The following is a 23,005-nucleotide window of genomic DNA, read 5'->3' as shown; positions in this document are numbered from 1 at the left end:
TGCTGCGAAGAAAGCGCTCACCCCACCTGTTGCCTCTGTCGTGCCGGAGACGATGGCCAAGCCCGAGAATGGCGCCGCTCAGACAGCGGTGTAGCGGGGCGATGACTGGATACGTTCCGCATCGCATTTGAAAGCAAAACGCCCCTCCACTGTGACAGTGAGGGGCGTTTTTACGGGCCGTGCCCGATGCAAAGCGCGGCGTCCTTCTTCACGGTAGGCGTCCTGGCTTCTTTCGCAACAGCAGTGGCGGTTTTTTTCGGGCCCGTGGCGATTGCCAACGGGCGCCCACATGCGCTCCAGAATCAGCGGTTGCCGCAGCAAGATGGCGCTGATCTGCCACCGAATAACATCGGATGGTCCTCCGAGGTTGCTACGACTCCACCACCACACGCGGAATACGGTGAAAGTTTCGTCCGAAGTAAATCAACGCATCGCCATCGTCGCGCATGCGAATGACGTCGGGTTGAACAAACATCACCGAATGCGATCCCACGTCCTTCGCCTCGACGATGCTGCCTTGCAGGCTCGCCAGCGCATCGCGCAAGACGGGCACGCCATGCAAGCCTTCATCCCATAACGGCAGCGAGAAACGCTCTGCCATCGACAATTGCGTGAGACCCGCAAAATGCTGCGCGATTTCTTCGCAATGACCGGGCAGGACATTGACGCAGACACGGCGATTGCGAACGAACGCGGCGTGCATTGCGCTCGAACGGTTCAGGCACACCAGCAGCGTCGGAGGGGCGTCGGTCACGGAGCACACGGCACTCGCCGTGATCCCGCACCGGCCGGCCGAACCGTTTGTGGTGATGACATTGACGGCTGCGCCCAGATGCGCCATCGCCTGGCGAAACTGTTTGCGGGTAGGGTCGATCTCGGGGCGTGCGGCTTCATGATGCGTGGCGGACATAGGGAGGTCTCCGGTTCGATGCTCGATGTGTACTAATGCTATCTGTCACGTTGCGGTTCAAGCGTACGCGTCGTAACAGACGAATAAAATCCGCATGATTCGCCCTTGCGCCTGGCATCGTCACCAAGCGCACTAAAGGATTTACCGACTGCGAAGCCATGAAAGGGACTTTCCTCGTCCGTTTCGGCTGGTTATCATGAAGTTCCAGAAGAATGACGACCTGGCCGCGCGACTGCGAACCCCACGGGGCGCGTGGTCCCCGCGAGCCTGTACTGAAAGAGCCATCGCAATGAACTCTCCCGCTCCGGTGGTGTATATCGTCGATGACGACAATGGCATGCGAACCTCGCTCGCCTGGCTGCTCGAATCGGTGGGTGTGAAGTCGGAGGGCTTTGCGAGCGCGGCGGAGTTCCTGAGCGCGTTCGACGTGAACACGCCCGCTTGCCTCGTGCTCGACGTGCGGATGCCCGAATCGAGTGGCTTCGACGTGCAGTCGGAACTGAATCGCCTCGGCGCGACCTTGCCGATCATCTTCGTGAGCGGACACGGCGACATTCCGATGTCGGTTCGTGCCTTGCAGCACGGTGCGATCGACTTTGTCGAGAAGCCTTACAACTCGCAGCAGATGCTCGAGCGCGTACAGCGCGCCATGAAACTGGCAACGCAGCGCCATGCGAAGGATAAGCGCCAGCGCGAGCTCCGCGAACGCGTAGAGTCGCTCACGGCGCGCGAGAAGGAAGTGCTGCGCGGCGTGATCGAAGGAAAGGGCAGCAAGCGCATCGCCGCCGATCTGTCGATCAGCGTGAAGACCGTGGACGTGCATCGCGCGAGCATCAAGGAGAAGCTCGGTGCGGCGTCCATCGCGGCGCTCGTGCGGGACGTGCTCGAAGTGTGGAGTCCGCCAGGCGACAATCAGGCGTGATGCGTCAGCGCATGTAGAGGCCGCCATTCACGTCCCAGCATGCGCCGTTGGCAAAATACGCATCGGCCGAAGCGAGCAGCACCGCGACGTCGGCGATGTATGCAGCCGAGCCGAGCTTGCCCACGGGAATGCCCGCGATCACTTTCTGCAGCTTGTCGGCGGGCACGCTCTCGTGAACGATCGGCAGATCGAGTGGCCCCGGAGAGATGGCGTTGACGGTCACGCCGTGTGGCGCGAGATCGCGCGCGAATACTTTGGTCAGCGTGATCGCGCCGCCCTTGGCGGCGGCATAGTGCGCACCGGTGGCCGAGCCGCCGTTCTGCCCCGCGAGTGAAGCGATGTTGACGATGCGGCCCGCGCCGCGACCGGCGAAGTACTGGCCGAACACCTGGCAGCCGAACAGGACGCTGCGCAAGTTGATGTCGATGACCTGATCGAATTGCTCAGCCGTGATCTCCATCACGGGGATGACCTTCGACGCTCCCGCGTTGTTGACGATCGCATCGATTGCGTCCCAGCGTTCGAGCAACGCATCGCGCGCTGCTTCAAAGTCCGCTTTTGATGAGACATCGAGCTTGATTGCACATGCGCTCGTCCCATCCTCGCTCAATTCGCGCGCGAGCGTCTTCGCGGCCTCGACGGCGATATCGGCCAATGCGACCTTGTAACCCGCCTCATGAAAGCGCCGGGCGACGACAGCGCCCAGGCCGCGCGCAGCACCCGTGATGAGCACGACTCTATTCGACATGACTGACAGTTCCTTTGGGCGTGTTGGTTTTCATGCAGCAAGCGCCGCTTCCAGATGAGCGGCGACGGAGCAGACCTTCTCGTCTGCGCCCTTGCGCCCGACGATCTGCAAGCCCGCCTTGAGCGCGGATCCTGCAACCGGCACCGGAATGCTCAACGCCGGATGGCCACTGAGATTGAAGGGCCGAATCAGTGACGACATCGCGATGACCGACGTGCCCGCGCGCGCCGCTTCCAGGGTGATCGGAAATGCGGGCAGGGTCGGCAGCACGAGCACGTCCAGGTCTTCGAGCGCGCGCTCTACCGCCGCCGTGAACGTTCGTTTAACGCGCTCAGCCGCTTCGAGATCGGTGGACGTGGTGTTCGACGCTGCGCGCAGCCGCGCGACGAGATCCGCACCGAGCTTGCCCGTGTCGACGAGATGCCCGAACGCCCGCCAGGTCTCCGCATTGATGACGGCGAGGCCCGCGGCGAACGCGTCCGTCATCGCATCCAGTTCGACCTTGCGCGAGACGAAGTCGGCGCGGTACACGGCTGATTCGATCGCGTTCGGGATGCCCGCATCCGCCTGCACCTCAACGATCCCGACTGTGGACTTCGAAGCATTCGCGCGTGCGGTGCGTGTATCGAACGTGGGATCGATGGCCGTCATTACGTCGATCAGCACGCGCATCTCGCGCGCGAACGGGCCGACGCAGTCGAGGGTTGTCTCCTTCGGGGTGATGCCGTCGCGCGACACGCGCCCGAACGTCGGTTTGAAACCGGCCACTCCGCAGCATGCGGCCGGGCCGCGCACGGAGCCGCCCGTATCCGTGCCGAGCGCGGCGTCGGCGAGACGGAGGCCGACGACGGAAGCCGAACCGCTCGACGACCCGCCGGGGATACGTGCGGCGTCTTGCGGATTTTTCGGCGTGCCGGTGAAGCCGTTGATGCCCGTCATGCCGAACGCGAGTTCGTGCATGTTGGTCTTGCCGTTGATGCGCCAGCCCGCATCGAGCAATCCCTGCACGACTTGGGCATGCGTAGCGGCCACCGGCTGGTCCACGAGCGCGCGGCATGCGGCCGTGGTCGCATAGCCCGCGATATCGATGCTGTCCTTGATGGCGATTGTCGGCGCATCGGCCGCCGCGCGCGTGTGCAGATCGAATTCGCTGATGAATGCGCTCATGCAGTGATTCCTTTTCGTGGGTTGACTTGCCAGGGCGCGTCGAAGAGCCGCTCGGTGCGGAAGTGCCGTATCAGCCATTCAGGGCCTCGGTCGTGCGGCGCCGGTGCGAAATCGACTTCCAGGCGCGCGGAAATCAATTCCGCTTTCCCGTCGACGTAACCCGAGGCCTGGAGCATGATCCAGCGGCCCTTCGCCGTGCCGCCTTCGACCTCGATGTGCTCGGACGTCAGGAAGTGCACGTTGGTGGCGAAGTGCGGCGTGGGCGGAAGATACCGCTGGAACATCTCGACGATGCGCTCCGGCCCTTCCAGGCGGCCGAACTTGTGCGCGTATTGCGGACCGATGCCTTCCCACACGGCATCTTCGGTGAAGAGCGCCGCGAGCGCTTCTCCCGCAAGCGCATGTGCGGGCACGTCGCACAGCGCCATATAGCGGGCGATGGTGCTGCGCACCGCGTTCTGTGCTTCCAGCGCGGCGACGCGGGCCTGCAACGCCTCGATGATCGATGGCCTCATGACGTCACGCATTGCTGGAGACGGCGGGCGGAACGGTCAACGCGCGGCCCACACGCGCTTCGATCTTGCCATAGCGCCACAGGTTGTACTCGCCGACAGGCGTCGTGCGATACAGATTGCAGACGGCCACGGCGGTGTCGAAATCGGCGACGTCCGCCATCATGTAGAAGGTCCACGGCGCGCCGTCCGACTGTCCGACGACGAGCCGGTCGTCGTCCATCACGCCCAGCAGGCGCACGTTGTCCATCGCTTCGACGGCACTGAGCATCTTGCCGTACGCTTGCCACACCTCGCCGATCTGCTCGCGCGGCAAGTCAAAGAAGTTCTGCGTGACGCCGCAGCAGAACAGCACGCGCAACGGAAGAGTTCGATTGTCGCTCATGAAGTAAGGTCCTTTTCATGCAATGGAGAGGGCTTAGAGATAGCCCGGAATCGGTGGCACACCGACGAACACGGCGCCCGCGCCGTCGTAGTTGCCTTCGCCGAGGAATGCGTGCTGCGTGACGACCATGGCGTCGCGCATGAGGCGTTGCAGCGGATGGGTGCGATAGATCGCAATCGTGCCGCCCAGGCGATAAGCGCGGTTCACCACGTCCGCGCCTTCACGCGCGATCTGCGTGGCCGACAGGCGCAACAGGCTCACTTGCTCGGAGGTCACGTCGTTGCCCGCGAGGATCGACTGCCATACGGTGTCGGTGGATTCGTAGAAGAACGCCCGTGCGGAGCGCAGTTGCGCCTCGGCCTTCGCAAGTTCGATGCGGTAGTACGCGCGATCGGCGAGCTGCGGTGCGCCAGTCGTTGTCTTGCGCCCGCCCGCCATGTGGTTCGCGACATCGAGCGCCGCGCGCGCGAGACCGAGGTTCACCACGGCAAGCACTTGCGCCGCGTAAGCGATGGTCGGATAGCGATAGAGCGGCTCATCGACCGTGGACGCACCGCCGCGCACGAAGGTCCAGTCCTCGGCGACGAACTGGTCCGTCACGCGCAGATCGTGACTGCCGGTGCCCTGCATGCCGACCACGTTCCAGTCCTCGACGATCTCCACCTGCTCGGGTCTGAACACCGCGGTGCGTGGCTTTCCCGGGGCCTCACCGGGCTTTCCAGTGCCGATCCCCACACCGAGCCAGTCTGCGCCCTTGCAGCCGCTTGCGAACCTCCACGTGCCGTTCACGCGATAGCCACCCGGTTCGGGCGCGGCGTTCTGCACGGGAAAGAGTCCCCCTGCGAACACCTGATCGGGTCCGCCCGCGTAGATGGCGGCCTGCGTCGCGAGCGGCAGGGCGGCGAGATAAAGATTCGCCGACCCGAAGCTCGCGACCCATGCGGCAGAGCCGTCGGCCGTTGCGATGCGCTCGATCATCGCAAGGAATTCCCCGGGTGCGCGCGCATCGCCGCCGAAGCGCCTGGGCGTAGCCGCGCGATAGATGCCCGCCCGCTTGAGTTTGGCGATGACGTCGCGCGGAACGTGCGACAGGCGTTCGAATTCCTCACGGCGCTGCGCGATTTCCGCGATGACGTCGTCGAGCGCGAGCGCGTCGGTTTGAATGGCGTAATCGTCGTTGCGGGCGAGGGCGGTTGCGGACATGAAGACGTCTCCTGTTTGTTCGAATGGCGGCAATGAAGGGATGGAGTGCGTTGCATTGCACACGTCGATGCCAGTCTAGAAGCACGAAAAAAGCGAAACAATTGGGAAGGAGAGCGTGTTCTTCAGTGAAGCATCCCGACTCGCTAAAGAAATCTTTAGGGGCGCGTCGTGCGCGCCGATGCTATGGTTAGGTCTTGAATTCATGTGCGCTCCGCTTCCGATCATGGAATTTCCCGCCGAAGCCGATTTCCGCCTCCTGCTCGATGCGCTCAATCAATGCGTCCTGCTGCACGATGCGCGCACGAAAGCCATCGTGTGGGCCAATCGCGCGGCGTGCGTCGCGCTGGGTTTTACGGTCGACGAACTGCTTCCGCTCAAGGCCCACGACATGACGCGCGACGACCTCAGGTACCGGCGGGAGATCGCCGTGAGCGCGATGGATCGGTCGATCACACAAGGGCCGCAATCGTACGAATGGTGCTATCGCTCGCGCGCGGGCGTCGACATGCTTTCGGAAGCCGTCGCTACGTTTGTGCCGCTGTGCGAGCGCGCGGTTGTCATGGTGCAGTTCCGCGACATCAGCGCGGAGGACGCGATGCGCCATAAGCTGCGCGGCTACGAGACGCGCTTGCGCGAATACATGCAGGACCTCGGCGAGGGCGTCGCCGTTATCACGCCGCGCGGCAAGGCCGGCTACATCAGCGAGTCGGGGCGGCGCGTGCTCGGCCTCGCGCCCGGTGCTTGGCTGGGCACGGCGCTCGACTATTGCATTCCAGCGGATCGAGACCGCCTCGTTGCACAGTTGCGCGGTGCGACAAGCCGCCATTCGACACCAGCGCAGCGCTATCGCATCACACGGCGCGACGGCGTGGAGCGCTGGCTGCGCATCACGTGCAGGCGCGTCAATATCGACGACGAGCTGAACGGCGTGCTCGTGCATTTCCGCGATGTCAGCGACGAGATCGCGATGGAGGAAGCGCGCCGCGTCGAGGCCCGCATGCTCGAATACGCGGGCCGCTACAACGCGATGGGCGAAATGGCGACGGCTATCGCGCACGAGTTGAGCCAGCCGCTCGCGGCGATTCGCAACTTCATCGAAGGCGCGATCCAGCGCCTGAATCAGCCGAATGCGGTCGAGAGCGCGATCTGGGGCCTGCGCGCCGCGGATCGCCAGGCGGAGCATGCGGCGCATGTCATCAAGAGCGTGCGCGAGTTCATCGTGAAGCGCAAACCCGCGGAAACGCAAGCGGACTTGCGCGACGTGCTGGCCGATGTCGCGTATTTCATTGAACTGCGCGCGCGCGACGAGGACGTGGCCGTCAAGATCGAGCAGTGCGACAAGCCGTTGCCGATACGTTGTGAGCGCGTGCTGATCGGCCAGGTGATACTGAATCTGGCCTTCAACGCGGTCGAAGCGTTGACCGGGGCGAAGACGACCGGCGGCACCGTCACGCTCGCTACGTCGATGAACGGCGTCGCAGCCGAAGTGCACGTGATCGACAACGGCCCAGGCGTGCCTGACGATGCGCTCGAACGCCTGTTCGACGGCTTCTCTTCGTCGAAGGCTGGCGGCAACGGCATCGGCTTGTCGTTGTGCAAGAACATCGTCTCGCGCCATGATGGGCGCATCTGGGCACGGCGCCCCGAAACGGGCGGCCTCGAATGCTGCTTCGCCTTGCCGCTCTCGCCGCGCCCGTAAATGCATGCTGAGTCAGCGGCCGAGGGCGCGCGCCGTCTGACCGCCGATGCCGAAGTCCGTGTTGGGGATTTCCTTGATCATCACGCGTGTGGCATCGAGCGGTGTTTCGAGTATCGACGCGCTCGTCTCCGACAAATGCGCGATGAGGGCTTCCTTCTGCGCACCGGTGCGGCCCGCGATCAGGATCGCGATGATGACCGGCAGCGCGGACGGCGTTTGCTTGCCCCCAAGGCCGATGTTTGCTGCGGGCAGCTCGGAAAGCAGAATGCGCACTGATTCGGCGGGCGCTCCGATGGCGTCGACGGTCGCCCGGGTAAGGCCGCTGATCAGCGTTGCCTTGCGTTCGTCGGCATGACCTTGAGGCAGGTGGACTTCGAGTGTCGGCATGATGGCGTGTCACCGGGAAACGCACATCGGCGCTCGCAAGCACCGATGTGCGATTGAACATCAAAGCAAAAAGCCGATCGCGCTCAGTGCTTCGGTCGAATCGATCAGGCGGACGACCTTCTCGACGAGACGCGGCTCGCCGCTTGCCACGCTGATCTTGTGCGCGAGATCGGCGGCGAAGATGGTCGACACGCCACGCTTGTACGCGATGATGATTTGCGAGGACTTTACTTCGACGAGGTCCGCGCTATCGCTCGACAGCGTGAAGCGCGACACGGTCCGCACTGTGCGCGCTGCATCGGACGCCGACGCCGAATAACCTGATGTCATGCGCTGCACGCGCTTTTCGCGCATGTCGTGATCGTCGTACGCGTAGTTCAGCGTTGCCGCGAAGTCGGTCGTGTTCGGGTCGATCGGCACGACATAGAAGCCCGACGGCTCCCACAAATCGAGCCACGCACGATAGTCGCGGCGATCGAGCAGCTCGGCCTCGCGCCAGATGAACTCGATCGCGCGCGCGAAGGTCTGCTGGGAAAAGAGTGCGTTGAGGTTATCCATCATGCCTGCTCCATCATTGCGCGCCATTGCTTGTAGGCTTCGCGCATGCCGGTTTCGTCCGTGGCGTGCGCGGTCTTTTCTCCGTTCGGAGCGGTGGTTTCGCGATTGAGGCCGCGATTCACGAGGATCGGCACATCCGGCCCGGCGTGCGAGCCGCGCTGGACGCGTTCCCAGGCCTCCGCATCGTCGGGGCTGCCGAAGCCGAACGGGCCCTGGAAATGCTCGTGAATGCGCAGACGCACGCGATTCGCTTCCTCGGGGCCGCCGTCCATCGCGAGCGCGACGTGGCGAATCTCCGTCTCGTCCGCCGAGATGGGACGCAGCACGCGGAAGAACGCCATGGAAAGCGCGAGGTTCGGAAAGAGATTCAGGTTGAAGCCGACGCCCATCAGCGAGCGCACGATGCGGCGCACTTCTTCCTGCGTGTGCTGTTCGGCGAGTTGTGCCGCCAGTTCGTTGAAGCGCTCGGGCAGTGGTGCGCCGTCGTCCTGATCCAGATCGACGATCTCAGGGACCAGCACCGCGAGGCTATGACCGTTGCCGAGCGAGCGGCAGAAGGCCTGATCGCTCGTCATGAAACTCGTGATCGCCGCGGCGGTTTCATCGTCGATGGATTTCATCCACGACTTGTGGACCACCGGGAAGTGATAAAGGTCGGTGGTGTTCTCGAGCTGAATCTTCCAGTTGCCCTTGAACTTGAACTTGTGCTCGCCGTTGGCCTTGATCGGATAGCCCGCGCCTTGCTTCATAAAGAGATCGATCCACGGCTTCGCACCGCCGAGAAAATCCTCCAGCGGCTCGATCGTCTCGTTGAAGCTCGCGAAGATCAGGCCCTGGTAGACACCGACGCGCAACTTCTTGAGCGGCAGATCGCCTTTCTCGCAGACGCCTTCGTAGCCGTCGCCGTAGGGCAGCGCACGCAGGGTGCCGTCCAGTGCATAGGACCAGCTATGGTACGGGCACGTGAAGCCCTTCGCGTTGCCCTTGTGCTCTTCGCACACGGTGGCGCCGCGGTGTCGGCAGCGGTTTTGCAGCACGTTCACCGCGCCGGTCTTGTCACGGACCACGATCACGGGCTGGCGGCCGATGGTCGTCGTCACGAAATCGCCGGGCTTCGGCAATTCGCTTTCATGGGCGACCCATATCCACGTCTTGTAGAAGATGCGGTCGAGTTCGACCTCAAACAGGTCGCGGTCGTAATAAAGGGAGGGCGCGATTCGGTCGGCCTGCGCGCGCTTGCCGAGCGCGCTCGTATCGATGGCTTGGTAGGTCGGCGTACTCATTTGTCGATGTGGGGGTAGGTTGATCGGCGCAACACGAGGATGGCAGTCAACAGATCAGCACATCCTCTCGTTGACATCAGTCTCGCTTTACGAAGATCATGCGTCAAATCGATTAAAAAACGTCTGCGCGATAAATTCGACTGATATCTCGAGAGTTTCACCATGACTTCCATCGACCACGTCGACCTCAATCTGCTGCGCGTGTTTCAGGCTATCGTGGAGGAGCGGAGCCTCACCAAGGCGGGCGAACGCCTGGCGTTGTCGCAACCCGCGGTCAGTTATTCGCTGGGACGCTTGCGCACCTTGTTCGACGATCCGCTCTTCATCCGCACGCGCACCGGCATGCAGCCCACGCCCGTCGCACTGGAGCTCGCGGGAATTGTCGGCCGCGCGCTCGATACGGTGCGCGAAGCCTTGCGCTATGCGGAACGCTTCGATGCGGCGACGAGCACGCGCACCTTCCGCCTGTCGCTTTCGGACGCAGGCGAAATGGCGTATTTGCCAGCGATCTGCGCCGCCCTGCACGATGCCGCGCCGCGCGTGAAGCTCTTCGTCGAACCGCTACCCGTGGAGGAAATCGAAGAAGCGCTCCGCTCCAGCCGACTCGACTTCGCCATCGGCAATCTGCCGTCGCTATTGCCGCGCACGTGCCATGCGCTGCTGTTCGAGGAAGCGTACGTATGCATGACGCGCAAGCGCAAAGGCCTGCCCGCCGGCAGCACCATCGGCCTCGATCAGTTTCTGGCCGCGTCGCACGTGCAGGTGCGCTCGCTGGAACATAGCCATCATGCGCTCGACGATGCACTGCGCGCGCAGGGCGTGGGGCGCAATATCGCGCTCGCGCTGCCGCATTTCGTCGCGGTGCCCGGCGTGCTCGCCGTCACGGATCTAGTTGCGACGCTGCCTGAAAGGCTCGCGCATATCCTCAATCGCGGCGACGCGTTTCGCATCTATGCGCTGCCCGTGCCGCTGCCGAAAGCAGCCGTGACGATGCACTGGCACGAGCATTTTCACGAAGACGAAGGCATTGCGTGGATGCGGGGTCTCATGACCGACATCCTCGCGGGCTTCGAGAAGATGTGAGCTTGCTGGTGCGTCAGAGGTCGAGCACGAGCACCGGAGAGCGCGAACGCGAGACGCAGCAGCAAATCACGCTGTTGCTCGCGCGTTCCGCGTTGCTCAGGCAATGGTCGCGATGCTCGGGTTCGCCGCTGACCACGTCGACCATGCAGGTGCCGCAGACCCCTTCGCCGCAAGAGGTATCCACCTCGATACCGATGGCGGCGAGCGCGTCCACGATCGATGTGTTCGCATCGACATGCACGGTCTGTCCGGTGCTCGCGAGCTGCACGTCGAAGCTTTCCGGCGAGGCATTGGCGGCGGGCGTGTGCTCGGCCTTGAAGCGTTCCAGATGAATGGCATCGGCGGGCAGGTGCGTCTGCGCGGTTTCGACGACCCGATCCATGAACAGGGCGGGGCCGCAGGTGTAGACATGCGCGTTGGAGCTTGCTTCGCGCAGGCAGGCGTCGAGTTCGGCTTGCAGTTGTTCGCGCTTGACGCCGAAATGAAGCTTCACATGCCGGTCGAACGGCGCTTGCGTGAGAAGCGTCATGAAGGCTGCATGGGCCTCGCCGCGCGCAAAATAGTGCAGCGTGAAGTGCTCGTTGCGTGCCACGAGCCGATACGCCATCGACAGCAACGGCGTGATGCCGATGCCCGCGCCGATCAGGATGTGCTCGCCCGCGCTTTCCTCCAGCCGGAACAGATTGCGCGGCGCGCCGATGGACAGTTCGGTGCCGACGCCCACATCGTCGTGCAACCAGCGTGAGCCGCCGCGCGACTGAGCTTCCTTCTTGACCGCGAATACATGCGAATCACGGCACTCGGGATCGCCGCACAGCGAGTACTGACGCGTGATGCCGGACGGGCCCACGACATCGATATGCGCTCCAGGCTCATATCGCTCGAACGGCAGACCGTCGAGACGCGAGATGCTGAATGACCGGACGCCGTGCGCTTCCTCGCGCAAGGCGTCGACCCGGACTTTTAGGGTTTGAGCTTGCATGGTGCCTTCCAGTATGTATCTTGGGGACGATATATCGAGGTTAGCGCCGTCGATCGAATAAGTTAAATCGATTAAAAATCGTGGGGTACATCGGCGCAGTTTATTTACTGTGCCGCTTGCGTTGCACGTGGCAGAGTCGCTTCCGGCGTTTCCGGCGTTTCCGGCGTTTCCGGCGTTTCCGGTGCTTCCGGCGCTTCCGCGGTTTCGGCGCTCACACGCGAATGACGCTCTTCGCGTTCGAGACTCGCGCTGAAGTGCCTGCATCCGAACAAGAGCAGCACGGCAGCGAGCGAGGTCGCAAGCGCGTTCACGGCCGTCATCGAATGGCCGACCGCCAGCGGCGAGCCGAACACCTTGTCGGTGATGAGCGCGACCACGGTCGTGCCGAGCCCGAGCCCGATCAGATTGGAGACGAGGAGGAACAACGCCGAGACCTGGGCGCGAATCTGATTGGGGGCGAGCATCTGCATTGCCGTGGCCGACGTGGGCAACGGGAACGACGCGAAGAACATTGCCGCGACGAGCCACGCGAGCGAAGCGTTGAGACTCGTGGTTTGCGCGAAGGCGATCGCGGGTACGAACATGAAGGCGGCGCCGATGCAGGCTGCGCGCATCGGGGCGTCCGCGCGGCCGCGGCGCAGCAGCCAGTCGCTGTACCAGCCGCCGCAGAACACGCCCGCGGTGTTGGCGACGAGCATCACCGTGCCAAGCGTATAGCCGGCTTCGACGGGAGAGAGGCCGAACCGGCGCATGTAGAACGCGGGCGTCCAGCTCATCAGGCAGTAGAGCGCCATCGCGTAGAAAGAAAAGCCGAGGTAATGGCAGAAGAACGTTTTGCGATGGGACGCGAGGAAGCGCAGCGAATCGCCCATCGACACGCGCTTGACGTGCCCGGTACCGTCTTGCGCGAGACCCTTGCGCGCCGGATCGTGCACGGTCAGCTTGAAGACGAGCGCGATGAGAAGGCCCGGCAAGCCGACGATGAAGAACGTGATCTGCCACGCGCGCACGTCGCCGAGCACGGGCAGCGTAAAGACGGTCGCGTGCTTGAGCAGTGCGATCACGTAGCCTCCGACGAGAAACGCGATGCCTCCACCGATGAACGAGCCGAGAGAGTAGATGCCCACCGCGCGTCCCAGCTTTGATTTCGGAAAGAGGTCCGCGAGCATCGAATACGTTCCCGGCGAAAGAGCCGCTTCGCCCACGCCCACGCTCATGCGCGCGACGAACATGTGCGCAAAGCTCTGACTCGTTCCGCACGCGGCGGTGGCGAGACTCCAGAGCGCGATGCCGCCCGCAATGATGCGCGGACGCGCGAAGCGGTCCGCGAGATAGGCGAGCGGCATGCCCATCACCGCGTAGAAGAGCGAGAACGCGAAGCCGTGGAGGAGGCTGAATTGCGTGTCCGTGAGATGGAGGTCACGCTTGATCGGCTCGATCATCAGCGCGAGAACCTGACGGTCGATGAACGAGAACACGTACGCCAGCATGCAGATCAATACGACGTACCATTCGTAGGCGTAGCGCTTGCGTTCGGGCTTCACTGCGTTCGGCGGATTCATCCTTTGTCTCCGGTATGGGTGCGCGAAAGCACTCGCGCTGGCAACCCCTGCGCGAATGCAAGTAGTCGGGTCAGGGGGAAAGAGGAAGAGGCGGTTACTTTTGACGCGTTTCGTGCGTGAACTTCAACGTCACCACGGTGACGAGGCCGAGCGCGATGAGGAACAGCGACACCGGCCAATAGGCGTGATAGCGCGACAGCAGTGCCGTGGCGATCAGCGGAGAAAGGCCGCCTGCGAAGATCGACGCGACTTCATGACCGAGCGCCACACCGGAATAGCGCACCTCGGTGCTGAAGAGTTCGCCAACGAGCGCCGGCAGCGTGCCGATCATCGCGCCATGGCAGACGGCAGTGCCGATTACCAGTGCGAGCCAGATGAGCGGCGTGGAATGCGTGTTCAGCAGCCAGAAGAACGGGAAAGCCATCACGACCAGCGAAACCGCGCCGATCATGTACACGGGCTTGCGGCCGATGCGGTCGGAAAGCTTGCCCCATGCGAGCATCGCCGCCATTTCGACGATCATCGCCAGCATCACGCCGATGAGCATCGTCGAGTTGGGGATGCCGGCGAACTTGCCGTAGACGAGCGAAAACGCGAGAAAGATGTAGGCGCCGCCGTTCTCCGCGACGCGCAGGCCCATCGCCATCAGGATTTCCTTCGGGTGGCGTTTGATCGCTTCGATGACCGGCATGTGCGACGTCTTGCACGCTCGCTCGGCGGTTTCGAAGTCGCGGCTCTCGGGCAGGTTGTGACGGATATACACGCCGAGCGCGAAGATCAGGATGCTGGCGAGAAAAGGCAGACGCCATCCCCATGAGATGAACTGCTCGTGCGGCAGCGCCTGCACGGCGAGGAACGCAGCCGCCGAAAGCACGAAGCCGCCGCCCACGCCCAACTGGCTCCATGCGGCGTAATAGCCGCGCTTCTCGGGCGGTGCGTTCTCGCTGATCATCAGCACGCCGCCGCCCCATTCGCCGCCGGATGCGACGCCTTGCAGGAGCCGCAGCGCGACGAGTGCGGCCGGTGCCCACAGTCCGACATGGTCGTAGGTTGGCAACAAGCCGATCCCGAAAGTCGCGAATCCCATGATGAGAAGCGTCCACACGAGCGACGCGCGCCGCCCGTAGCGGTCGCCGATATGCCCGAATACGATGCCGCCGAGCGGCCGCGCGACGAAACCCATTGCGAAGGCCGCGAACGCACCGAGCGTGCCGATGAGCGGGTCGGCGTTGGCGGGAAAGAACAACTGTCCGAACACGAGCGCCGCCGCCGTGCCGTAGACGAAGAAGTCGTACCACTCCATCGCATTGCCGGCCACGGAAGCAACAACGATTCGATTGAGGGCGCGATCCGGGGTCGCCACGTTGCGCTCAACGGAGGTCGAGGAATGAACGGAAGCCATGTGTGCTCGCATTGAAGGGGACGGGGCTGTGCGGCCTCATGCAAAAGGCTTCGCACGGCAGGCAGTGTCGATGCGACAGGTTTCGGCGTCAAATTCGCCGAAAAGCAGGGCCGTTATCAGTGCGGTGGATATCCGTCACGCATGGATACGCGCCATGCGCAGCAGCCGGATAAGTCGCGCTTATCGACACCCACGCTTTTGGCTGATTTGTCGCACCGAATTCGTGACCTCAGACTTGCGCCCATACAAAACCATCCCCGCAATGGCCCTCATTGCGCCATTCAATCAAAAAACGCTTAAGAAAAGGGAATCGGACGTATGAGACTCACCATGGGTGCATCGATCGCACTGCTGGCGGTGGCAGGCGCGGCACAGGCACAGAGCGCCATCACGATGTACGGTATCGTCGACGATGGCTTCAACTGGACTTCGAATGCCGGCGGCCACAATCTCTTCAACATGTCGAGCGGCGTGATGCAGGCGAGCCGCTGGGGCTTGCGCGGCAAGGAGGATCTCGGCGGCGGCCTCGCGGCGTTGTTCGTGATCGAGAATGGCTTCGATCTGAACAACGGCTCGCTCGGGCAGAAGAACCGCGGCAGCACGGAGGGGCTGATGTTCGGCCGTCAGGCGTATGTGGGCCTGTCGAGCGCGTATGGTTCGGTGTTACTCGGTCGGCAATACGATTCGGTCGTGGACTACGTCGGCCCGTTCGAATCCGGCACGCAGTGGGGCGGCTATCTTGCCGCGCACCCCGGAGACCTCGATAACCTCAACAACGCGTATCGCGTGAATAATGCGATCAAGTACGCGAGCAAGAACTACGGCGGCTTCACATTCGGCGGCGTGTACAGCCTCGGCGGTGTGGCCGGCGACGTGTCGCGCAATCAGGTGTGGTCGCTCGGCGCGGGCTATGCGAACGGTCCGCTGACCGTTGGCGCGGGCTACCTCAACGCACGCAATCCGAACGTAGGCTTCTTCGGCGATAACGGCGCGAGCACGGCGGCGGCGGCCGGCGCGAACTTCATTTCATCGCCGGTGTACAGCGGTTACGCGTCGGCGCGTACGTATCAGGTGGCGGCGGCGGGCGCCGCATACTCGTTCGGCGCGGCCACGCTCGGCGCAACGTATTCCAATATCCAGTTCAGGAACCTCGGCGACACGGTCGCCTCCGGACCGAATCCACGCGGCTATACCGGCAATGCGAACTTCAACAACGTCGAAGTGAATTTCAAGTATCAGCTCACGCCGGCGCTGTTGCTCGGCGCGTCTTTCGACTATGCGAAAGGCAGCGATGTGGAGTCGGCCAGCGGCACGAATCCGGGCGCGAAGTATTACCAGGGCGCGATCGGGGCGGATTACTTCCTGTCCAAGAGAACGGACGTCTATTTGATCGGAGTGTATCAACAGGCATCGGGCACGGATTCGACCGGCACGGCGGCCGTGGCCGCGATCAACAACCTGTCGCCGTCCACGAGCGACAGGCAGAGCACGGTTCGCGTGGGGATCCGGCACAAGTTCTAAAGCGGTCATGTAAAGAGCACGCGGGCGTTGTTCATACACGCTCGCGCACATTTCGCAATCGTGCATGTGAGTGTCGCGCGCGGTCGTCCGGAGAATCGCGCTTACAGGCAGTCGCGTCGAAGCGCCGAAGACGCCATCGAGAGCGAAGCGCATCGCAAGGAGAGGCCATGTACGTGAGCCATGAAACTTTTGAGGATGCTGATCGGCATGCGTATGCGTTGTCGGGCTGGGATCAACGGTACGACCAGGTCGGTGCTGGCGCTTTTCATAGCACCGTCAAGCAGGTCTCGGCAGACGGCGTGCAGGTCTTTCAGGAATCCGCGAGTGTTCGTGTGGTTCAGCGCGGACGATTGCCACCGGGCCGCGCCACATTCGGCCTCGTGCTCGGCAGCGGCGCGCCGTTGTCGTTTCAGGGCGTGAAGATCGATCAAAGCGCGTTGATCTTCAGCGGCGGTGCTGGCGAGTTTCTGCTTCATTCGCCACCGGATATGTCGTTGCTCGGGATCGCCATCGATTCGGGTCTGCTCGCGACGATCGCGGATGCACAAGGCTTTGACTTGCCGGGCGACGCGCACGCTCAACAGGTTCTGGCCATTCCGGCAGCAGTTGGCGCGCGAATGGGAAGGCGCATCGTGGGGGCCGTGGAAGCGGTGCTCGCAAGCCCCACGGAACATGCCGGTCCCGAGGCCGAGCATCGCTTCGCGAATGCGGTGGCCGAGAGCCTTCTGGAACTGCTGACACTCCACGTGCCAGATCGTGAGGACCGGTTGACCCACGCCTGTCGGTCCGAAATCGTGAAGCGTAGCCATGAGCTCGTGCTTTCGCAGCCCGAGCAGCCGGTGTCCATTATGGATCTCTGTGCGACGCTGCGCGTGAGCCGGCGCACGATACAGAACAGCTTCCAGTCAGTCACTCAGATGAACCCCATCGCTTATCTTCGTGGGGTGCGGCTCGCGCAGGTTCGCCGGCTGCTCACCACGACATCGCAACGTGACGTCCCGGTGCGCGAAGCGGCCATGCGCTGGGGATTCTGGAACCTAGGCCATTTTGCGAGCGACTACAGAAACCATTTCGGCGAGCTTCCTTCGCAGACTTTGCGCGCTCGCTAATCTGTAAAGCTCGACTTATGCCGTCTACCGCGTCGCGGCCACTTTTTTCTGAATTCGATCGCCTGTTAAATGCTCTTGTTCACGCGCACCGCGTTATATTGCGTCGCGGTCATGCAGGAAGCGACGGGCCCGGGAATGAGCTTTGATCCCCTAAGCGTGGTGGCTACCTAAGCGCGGATTCGCAATTTGCCTCATTCCACTAGCGACGGGCAATTATCCGTGGCGCGCCGAATCAGTCAAACCTTCCAAGCCCGTCCGTCGAGGCCCTGACCTCGCGAACCTACTTCGCGTGCAGGCGCTCTTTGGTTGCGTCGAGTCACTTTTCCCAATGACCGGGGAGCAGTCGGTCTTCGATCGCTCTTAAGCTGCCCCATAAGCACGCGCGACGCCAAAACGCATTGGACCCCTCCGTTATTTCCTCGAGGCTTATCCGACGCTTGCCCGCACGCACCGCGGCGCACTCAGGGTCGCATGAATGGGGGCAGGCATCGTGACCCTAAGCGACAGCGGTGCGTGAAAATCCCAGCCCGTCCGGTAGTTTCCCTGACGATCAAGCGCGATGTTCGCCTCCTTCGCGGAAGCATGTCGATCTCCGGCGATCTGCGGATTTATTCGAACGCGGACGCCATTCGATCGCCCGGCGCGTAAGCATCTCACGGGTGAGATGTTCAGAAATACTTGTTGCGCTTCTCATTTTTGTCGTTCTAAAGTCCATTCGTCGGTGGCTTACAGATATTCTGTGAGCACCTCACGATTTGCTAATCCTGATATGCGCGTTGACCTTGTTCACGATGCGCAATTGCGTTGGGGCCGAAGTCGACCGCAAGTTGATTTTATATATGCTTAGGTATCCGATTGGTAACATTCACGCGAACTCGAATCCGTCATGAAAAATCCGGTCTTGGCTTGTTCCGCAGTAGTCGTTGCACTAAGTGCCGTTCTTGCGACGCCTGCAAGCGCTGAGGTGACGTTGTACGGGATCCTCGACACATACGTGGGATATACAAACGCAGGCGGAAAGGGCGCGCAGACCGCCATGCAAAGCGGCGGCCTCTCTGCGAGCCGCGTGGGGATAAGGGGAAGCGAGGACCTTGGCGGGGGTATTCACGCTACCTTCGACCTTGAGAATGGCATCCTCACGAATTCCGGTGCGGCGACGGACCCTACACTCGCGTTCAGCCGTAACGCGTGGGTCGGGCTTGGTTCGCAGTATGGTGAAGTGCGCCTGGGGCGCCAAAACTCGACACTCCTGCTCATGCACGGCAAGTTCGACGCGTTTTCTGGCGGCACGTATGGCTCGTTTCTCCACAACGCGTCGACCTTCGCTTTTCGCTACGACAACATGATCACCTACTGGTCGCCGAACGTAGCAGGATTTACGTTCTCCGCCGGGGTCAGCCTGGGAGGAAAGACGTCACCGCACGACGCGCTGAACGCGTACGTGGGATCCATCGAGTATCAGCGCGGTCCCCTGTACCTCGGCGTCAGCCATGCGGAGCAGAACGGCGCGAATGGCGAGATCAACACGAAGACGACATTCGCGGGCGGCAGTTACCAGTTCGGTGCAATGACGTGGTACTTCGGCTATTACCGCGGTAACAACCTCGGCTCCAACACGGCGACCAACGTCGAGGGCAAATACCACAGCGTCTACGAGCTGTCCGCAGGCTACCGCTTCACGCCCGCGCTGCGCGTGGTTGGAGGCGTCGGATACGCGCAGGATAGTTCGGGTCAGCAGAACAACGCAGGCGAAGTCAGCCTCGGAGCGTTCTACAGCTTGAGCAAGCGCACGCTCTTATACGGGACAGTTGAGCGGCTCGTCAATCGCCATGGCGCCACCTACGCGTTGATGGCCAACGGTCCGATTACGCCCAACACGCCTGCGCGTGGAGAGGGGGTAACTGGTGCTCAGATCGGAATTCAGCATTCGTTCTGAAGGCGGGTGAGTCGAACGAAATCGAGGATCCAGCGCGACGAGTCGTACCAACGTCTTGACTGAACAGCCCAGGAATATAGATTTTTTTTCGTGCATTTTTTTAATGGCTGCTCTAAGTTTACTCATCGCCTGCCCACGACTAACACCGTGAGCAGCTTACGAGACTAAGGAGAGGTGTCGTGAAGGATCCAGCAGCTCCGGCGGTGGAATTGATCGACTGTTCTAACGAAGCGAAACTCCTCAGCGAGCGCGCATGTTCTGCAATCCGTCAGGACATCCTGTCCTGCGCGCTGGAACCGGCCGCGACATTGACTGAAAGCGCGCTGACCGCCAGATACGGTATCGGCAAGGCGACTTGCAGGGTCGCGCTTCAGCGTCTTGCACAGGAAGGGTTCGTGCGCATCGTGCCACGTCAGGGATACGTGGTGACCCCCATCACGCTCAAGGACGTCGAAGAGGTCTTCGCGCTTCGCTTGGAACTCGAACCCCTGTCGGCACGTCTTGCCGCGGGCAAGGCGAACATCGAACTGCTGGAACGACTGGAGCGCGCGTGCCGCAACGACGACACGTCGCTCGGCATCAGCAGCCGCATCGGCATCTTTATGGATGCGAACGCGGCGTTCCACATGGCCATCGCGGAGTGTTCCGGTAACACGCGACTGGTCCGCATGCTAGGTGGGCTGCTCAACGAGATGGCGCGCCTCGTTGCGCTGGGCTTTGGTGTGCAGAACACCAAGCCGGAGATTCGGCACGATCACACGTCGATGATCACCGCGCTGGCAAGCGGTGACGGCAAGCGCGCCGAGCAGATCGCGCACCGGCATGTGGCCACGTTCCGCGATATGACGATGGAGAAGGTGATGGCAAGCCTCAGGGATACGCACGCTGGTGCGCCGATCGTTCCGCTGCGAGGCACGCGATGAACGCGATTCTCACTCCTGCCATGCTTGCCAAACCACCATTTGTGCGCAATGCGGTGGAAGTCACGCACGTATCGAAGCACTTCGGGAAGCTCGCGGTGCTCGAAGACATTAGTCTCACGGCGCCGTCCGGTTCGGTGCTCGCGATTGTCGGCGCGTCGGGCTGCGGAAAGAGCACGTTGCTCAACATTATCGCGGGGCTCGCAAGGGCGGATCAGGGCGAGGTTCGGATAGACGGCGTTGCGAGCGAGCCGTCCCTCGACACGCGCGTGATCAGCTACATGTTCCAGGAAGATCGCCTGCTGCCATGGCGCACGATAGTGGCGAACACGGAGTTTGGTCTGGAGGCCGGATCGCTCAGCGCCGCCGCACGGCGAGAACGTGCGCTCGCCGCGCTCAAGATGACAGGTCTCGAGGGTTTCGAAAGCGCATATCCGCACGAATTGTCCGGCGGCATGCGCAGCCGCGTGGCCCTTGCACGGAGCCTGGTCGTCAAGCCTTACATCCTGTTGATGGACGAGCCGTTCTCCAAGCTCGATCCGCAGATGCGCTCGCAGATGCATGAGGAACTTTTGAGGATCCGCGAGCAGTTGAAGATGACCGTTGTGTTCGTCACGCACGATGTGGAAGAAGCCATCGTGCTGGCGGACAAGATAGTCGTTCTTCGCCCGAGGCCCGGGCGTGTTCGCGAGTCGCTCGTGATCGATCTGCCGCGGCCGCGTGATCCACTTGCGGCCGAGGTCGCCGAAACGGTGCGCCGCGTGCGCGCCTTAATTTGAGGAAGATGTTATGGCTTCACTCCCCGCCACGAGTACTGGCTTTCTCGCGCGATCCGGTCGCATGAACGGCTTCGCGAGGATGGCCGGACAACGTCTTTCGCTCCTCGCTGTGTTCCTGCTGCTGTGGTGGCTGGCGGCTCAACGCGTTCCCGCCTTCATTCTTCCGGGACCGGGTAAGACTTGGAGCGCACTGACCGAACTGATCGCCAACGGGACCTTTGCCGAGGATCTCGGCATCACTTTGTATCGCGTCGTCGCGGGCTTTTTGCTGGCGGCGATCGTCGGCACACCGCTCGGCATCCTGCTCGGCTCGAACCGGCGGCTCGGTAACTACTTCGAACCGGTGTTGTCTGTGGTCAACACCGTGTCGGCCGCCATCTGGGCCATCTTTGCGCTGATCTGGTTCGGCATCTCGAACGGCACGACGGTCTTCGTCGTATTCATGGAGGCGATGCCGCTGATTCTCACGAACGTATGGCAGGGGGCACAGAGCGTCAACGCCGAATACGTCGAGCTGGCGCGCAGTTTTCAGATGTCGCGCGCCAAGGTGATGGGCAAGATCTATCTTCCCACCGTGCTGCCGTACTTCTTCTCCGGCGCGCGTCTTGCCTTCGGCTTCGGCTGGCGCGTGTCGCTCGTGGCGGAGACGATCGGTTCGTCGAACGGCGTTGGCTATAGGCTTCGTCAGGCCGCGGACCTCGTACAAACCGATCAGGTATTTGCATGGACCCTGACGATGGTCGTGCTGATGGTGATGCTCGAATACGGCATCCTGAAGCCGCTCGAGAACCATCTTTTTCGCTGGAAGAGGCGTGCCTGAATTGCATCGCGGCGCGTCGATGTCGATGCCGCTATCTGAATGATTTTGTCAAATGCTTGAAGCAGTGGTTTGTTTTTACAGTTATATAAAATAGGAGTACATATGAGTAGCATGATGAAAGCATTGGTCCTCTCCGAGCACGGTGACGTCGATAAGCTTCATGTCGGCGAGCGGCCGATGCCAAAGGCGACGCCCGGCCATGTAGTCATTCGGGTGCGCGCGTCGTCGTTCAACTATCACGACGTTTTCACCGTGAAGGGAATGCCCGGTATCAAGGTCCCGCTTCCCGTCATTATCGGCCTGGACATGGCCGGAGAAATCGTGGAACTCGGAGATAACGTCGAAGGCTGGTCGGTCGGCGCGCGCGTGCTCGTCAATCCGCTCAACAAGAAGAAAGGCCTGATGGGCGAAATGCTCGACGGTGGCATGGCCGAGTATTGCCTCGTCAGCGCGGATCAGTTGATCGCCATGCCGGATGGAGTGACGTTCGAGGAAGCAGCGTCGCTGCCTGTTGCATACGGCACGGCGCACCGGATGCTGGTCACGCACAACACTATCAAGCCCGGTGATCGCGTGGTGATTCTGGGCGCGAGCGGTGGTGTCGGGACCGGGTGCGTGGTGCTCGCCAAGATGCTTGGGGCGGAAGTGATCGCGGCCGCAGGCAGCGCCGACAAGGCGGAGCGGCTGAGGGCGCTCGGCGCCGATCACGTCATCAATTATCGGGACACGGATTTCTCGAAGTGGGTGATCGAGAAATACGGCAAGCCGCAGCGCCGAAGCTATGAGGGCGGCGCCGACGTCGTGATCAACTTTACCGGTGGTGACACATGGGTGCCGTCGCTCAAATGCATCAAGCGCGGCGGCAGTCTGCTGGTGTGCGGTGCGACCGCCGGACACGACCCGAAGGAAGACCTGCGTTACATCTGGAGCTTCGAGATCCGCGTGATCGGCTCGAACAGTTTCTATGACGACAACCTGGCCGCGCTGATGGAACTCATCCGCACCAAGAAGATCGCGGTGCAGATCGACAAGGTACTGCCGCTGGAACAAGCCGCGGAAGGGCTGCGCATGATTCGCGACCGCGAAGTGCTTGGCAAGATCGTCGTCACCCCTTAAA

22 protein-coding genes are annotated in these 23,005 nt (G+C 62.3%); 10 read left to right on the top strand and 12 right to left on the bottom strand.

Going from position 1 to position 23,005, the window contains the following annotated elements; all coding sequences use genetic code 11:
• Nucleotides 1-370 precede the first annotated feature (370 nt).
• Entirely contained in the window at nt 371-910 is a 540-nt protein-coding gene (hpaC, locus tag BG61_RS12510; RefSeq protein ID WP_035925658.1) for a 4-hydroxyphenylacetate 3-monooxygenase, reductase component, read from the bottom strand.
• Between the two features lie 289 nt (nt 911-1,199).
• On the opposite strand from hpaC, the gene BG61_RS12505 reads away from it, so the two are divergent.
• Nucleotides 1,200-1,832, top strand: coding sequence for a response regulator transcription factor (locus BG61_RS12505; protein WP_035925661.1), 633 nt, complete (start codon nt 1,200-1,202; stop codon nt 1,830-1,832).
• A 4-nt stretch (nt 1,833-1,836) separates the two neighbouring features.
• Here BG61_RS12505 and BG61_RS12500 read toward each other — a convergent pair whose 3' ends face one another.
• Genes BG61_RS12500 through BG61_RS12480 form a run of 5 tightly spaced genes read right to left on the bottom strand, consistent with a single transcriptional unit; the run spans nt 1,837 to nt 5,847 of the window.
• Nucleotides 1,837-2,580 carry an SDR family NAD(P)-dependent oxidoreductase gene (locus BG61_RS12500; RefSeq protein ID WP_035925663.1) on the bottom strand — a complete coding sequence of 248 codons (744 nt, stop codon included), beginning with the start codon at nt 2,578-2,580 and terminating at the stop codon, nt 1,837-1,839.
• Between the two features lie 30 nt (nt 2,581-2,610).
• Entirely contained in the window at nt 2,611-3,747 is a 1,137-nt protein-coding gene (locus BG61_RS12495; protein ID WP_035925666.1) for an amidase, read from the bottom strand.
• Nucleotides 3,744-4,262 (bottom strand): nuclear transport factor 2 family protein, encoded by a 519-nt coding sequence (locus BG61_RS12490; RefSeq protein ID WP_035925861.1) that lies wholly within the window; start codon nt 4,260-4,262, stop codon nt 3,744-3,746. The genes BG61_RS12495 and BG61_RS12490 overlap by 4 nt, the downstream gene beginning before the upstream one ends.
• Before the next feature lie 4 nt (nt 4,263-4,266).
• Nucleotides 4,267-4,644 carry a hypothetical protein gene (locus tag BG61_RS12485; RefSeq protein WP_035925668.1) on the bottom strand — a complete coding sequence of 126 codons (378 nt, stop codon included), beginning with the start codon at nt 4,642-4,644 and terminating at the stop codon, nt 4,267-4,269.
• A 33-nt stretch (nt 4,645-4,677) separates the two neighbouring features.
• The gene (locus BG61_RS12480; RefSeq protein ID WP_035925671.1) at nt 4,678-5,847 is read right to left on the bottom strand and encodes an acyl-CoA dehydrogenase family protein; all 1,170 of its coding nucleotides are present in this window, start codon (nt 5,845-5,847) and stop codon (nt 4,678-4,680) included.
• 223 nt (nt 5,848-6,070) lie between these two features.
• Here BG61_RS12480 and BG61_RS12475 point away from each other — a divergent pair, with 223 nt between their 5' ends.
• A complete protein-coding gene (locus BG61_RS12475) occupies nt 6,071-7,546 on the top strand; it encodes a PAS domain-containing sensor histidine kinase (protein ID WP_035925674.1) in 1,476 nt (491 codons plus the stop codon).
• 12 nt (nt 7,547-7,558) lie between these two features.
• On the opposite strand, the gene BG61_RS12470 is transcribed toward BG61_RS12475, so the two are convergent.
• Genes BG61_RS12470 through BG61_RS12460 form a run of 3 tightly spaced genes read right to left on the bottom strand, consistent with a single transcriptional unit; the run spans nt 7,559 to nt 9,774 of the window.
• A complete protein-coding gene (locus tag BG61_RS12470; RefSeq protein ID WP_035925677.1) occupies nt 7,559-7,933 on the bottom strand; it encodes a tautomerase family protein in 375 nt (124 codons plus the stop codon).
• A gap of 60 nt (nt 7,934-7,993) precedes the next feature.
• A complete protein-coding gene (locus BG61_RS12465; RefSeq protein ID WP_035925680.1) occupies nt 7,994-8,494 on the bottom strand; it encodes an aromatic-ring-hydroxylating dioxygenase subunit beta in 501 nt (166 codons plus the stop codon).
• A complete protein-coding gene (locus BG61_RS12460) occupies nt 8,491-9,774 on the bottom strand; it encodes an aromatic ring-hydroxylating oxygenase subunit alpha (protein WP_035925682.1) in 1,284 nt (427 codons plus the stop codon). Before BG61_RS12460 ends, BG61_RS12465 begins: the two co-directional genes overlap by 4 nt.
• A 162-nt stretch (nt 9,775-9,936) precedes the next feature.
• Between BG61_RS12460 and BG61_RS12455 the strand changes: the two genes are divergently transcribed.
• Entirely contained in the window at nt 9,937-10,857 is a 921-nt protein-coding gene (locus tag BG61_RS12455; protein ID WP_035925685.1) for a LysR family transcriptional regulator, read from the top strand.
• A gap of 13 nt (nt 10,858-10,870) precedes the next feature.
• On the opposite strand, the gene BG61_RS12450 is transcribed toward BG61_RS12455, so the two are convergent.
• The 3 genes from BG61_RS12450 to BG61_RS12440 form a co-directional block, all read right to left on the bottom strand.
• Nucleotides 10,871-11,839, bottom strand: coding sequence for a PDR/VanB family oxidoreductase (locus tag BG61_RS12450; protein WP_035925688.1), 969 nt, complete (start codon nt 11,837-11,839; stop codon nt 10,871-10,873).
• Nucleotides 11,840-11,943: 104 nt separating this feature from the next.
• A complete protein-coding gene (locus BG61_RS12445; protein WP_051672456.1) occupies nt 11,944-13,401 on the bottom strand; it encodes a spinster family MFS transporter in 1,458 nt (485 codons plus the stop codon).
• 94 nt (nt 13,402-13,495) lie between these two features.
• Nucleotides 13,496-14,803 (bottom strand): MFS transporter, encoded by a 1,308-nt coding sequence (locus BG61_RS12440; RefSeq protein ID WP_035925691.1) that lies wholly within the window; start codon nt 14,801-14,803, stop codon nt 13,496-13,498.
• A 318-nt stretch (nt 14,804-15,121) separates the two neighbouring features.
• Between BG61_RS12440 and BG61_RS12435 the strand changes: the two genes are divergently transcribed.
• The 7 genes from BG61_RS12435 (at nt 15,122) to BG61_RS12405 (ending at nt 23,004) form a co-directional block, all read left to right on the top strand.
• Entirely contained in the window at nt 15,122-16,324 is a 1,203-nt protein-coding gene (locus BG61_RS12435) for a porin (protein WP_035925694.1), read from the top strand.
• Nucleotides 16,325-16,491: 167 nt separating this feature from the next.
• Nucleotides 16,492-17,433 carry a helix-turn-helix domain-containing protein gene (locus tag BG61_RS12430; RefSeq protein WP_035925697.1) on the top strand — a complete coding sequence of 314 codons (942 nt, stop codon included), beginning with the start codon at nt 16,492-16,494 and terminating at the stop codon, nt 17,431-17,433.
• Nucleotides 17,434-18,319: 886 nt separating this feature from the next.
• Nucleotides 18,320-19,369, top strand: coding sequence for a porin (locus BG61_RS12425; protein WP_035925699.1), 1,050 nt, complete (start codon nt 18,320-18,322; stop codon nt 19,367-19,369).
• A 179-nt stretch (nt 19,370-19,548) separates the two neighbouring features.
• Nucleotides 19,549-20,292 carry a GntR family transcriptional regulator gene (locus BG61_RS12420; protein WP_035925702.1) on the top strand — a complete coding sequence of 248 codons (744 nt, stop codon included), beginning with the start codon at nt 19,549-19,551 and terminating at the stop codon, nt 20,290-20,292.
• A complete protein-coding gene (locus BG61_RS12415) occupies nt 20,289-21,068 on the top strand; it encodes an ABC transporter ATP-binding protein (protein ID WP_035925704.1) in 780 nt (259 codons plus the stop codon). The genes BG61_RS12420 and BG61_RS12415 overlap by 4 nt, the downstream gene beginning before the upstream one ends.
• Nucleotides 21,069-21,078: 10 nt before the next feature.
• Nucleotides 21,079-21,888: an ABC transporter permease gene (locus BG61_RS12410; RefSeq protein WP_035925706.1), complete on the top strand. Its 810-nt coding sequence runs from the start codon at nt 21,079-21,081 to the stop codon at nt 21,886-21,888.
• Between the two features lie 102 nt (nt 21,889-21,990).
• The gene (locus tag BG61_RS12405; RefSeq protein ID WP_035925709.1) at nt 21,991-23,004 is read left to right on the top strand and encodes a zinc-binding dehydrogenase; all 1,014 of its coding nucleotides are present in this window, start codon (nt 21,991-21,993) and stop codon (nt 23,002-23,004) included.
• Nucleotide 23,005: the final 1 nt, after the last annotated feature.

Origin of the sequence: Caballeronia glathei (assembly GCF_000698595.1) — a bacterium.
Lineage (GTDB): Bacteria > Pseudomonadota > Gammaproteobacteria > Burkholderiales > Burkholderiaceae > Caballeronia > Caballeronia glathei.
This window is presented reverse-complemented; position numbering and strand designations above follow the sequence as displayed.